This is a genomic window from Bartonella sp. TT119HLJHH (assembly GCF_042193385.1).
Classification (GTDB): Bacteria; Pseudomonadota; Alphaproteobacteria; order Rhizobiales; family Rhizobiaceae; genus Bartonella.
Genome location: NZ_JBHILS010000157.1, coordinates 1 through 532, shown reverse-complemented (window position 1 = coordinate 532; position 532 = coordinate 1). Strand labels below are relative to the sequence as shown.

1 protein-coding gene and 1 pseudogene are annotated in these 532 nt (G+C 40.4%); both read left to right on the top strand.

What is annotated here, in order from left to right:
- Positions 1-192: pseudogene (locus ACFIJL_RS09915) on the top strand (hypothetical protein); the annotation flags it as partial.
- Positions 189-532 (top strand): hypothetical protein (locus tag ACFIJL_RS09910; protein WP_375624568.1); only part of this gene is annotated, 344 nt, incomplete at its 3' end. The pseudogene ACFIJL_RS09915 and the gene ACFIJL_RS09910, both read left to right, overlap by 4 nt.

Genomic DNA, 532 nt, shown 5'->3' with positions numbered 1-532 from the left:
ATTGGCAAAAATCCTTACACTTTTGAGCAAATACCTCCTGGAAGTGGTCCCTGGAAAGAGAGAGGGCAAATATTTAAGGGCTACCCCAGTGTTCATGCTTGTTATGGTCATGCAGGTTATGCGTGTACATCGCGCTATGGTTCATCTAATCGTACGCCAATTTATTCAAAATATTCAGGGAGGAAAAAATGAAACAAATCTTGAAATTATTAAGCGGAATAGTTTTGGTTAGTGTAGCTGGATGTAACATCGATAAGCCTCCTCCAGGGTATTTGAGTATGTGGGAGAAAAATAGTGTTACTGATTTTACTGAGGTAGGAAAAGCCTTGTTAGAATGTGGTATGCCAACGCCTTATGATGTTTTTCCAGAAAACCAACAGCAGAGCATTAATGCTAAAGCAACAACTTATGCTTGCATGATCCAAGCAGGATTCCACTATAAAGGGAGAGGTAACTGGTGTTATACTTTTAAAGAGAAAAACTTGCCGATTTGTCGTCCAGGTGCTGTCATACCACAGCGCAGTGTCAAGAA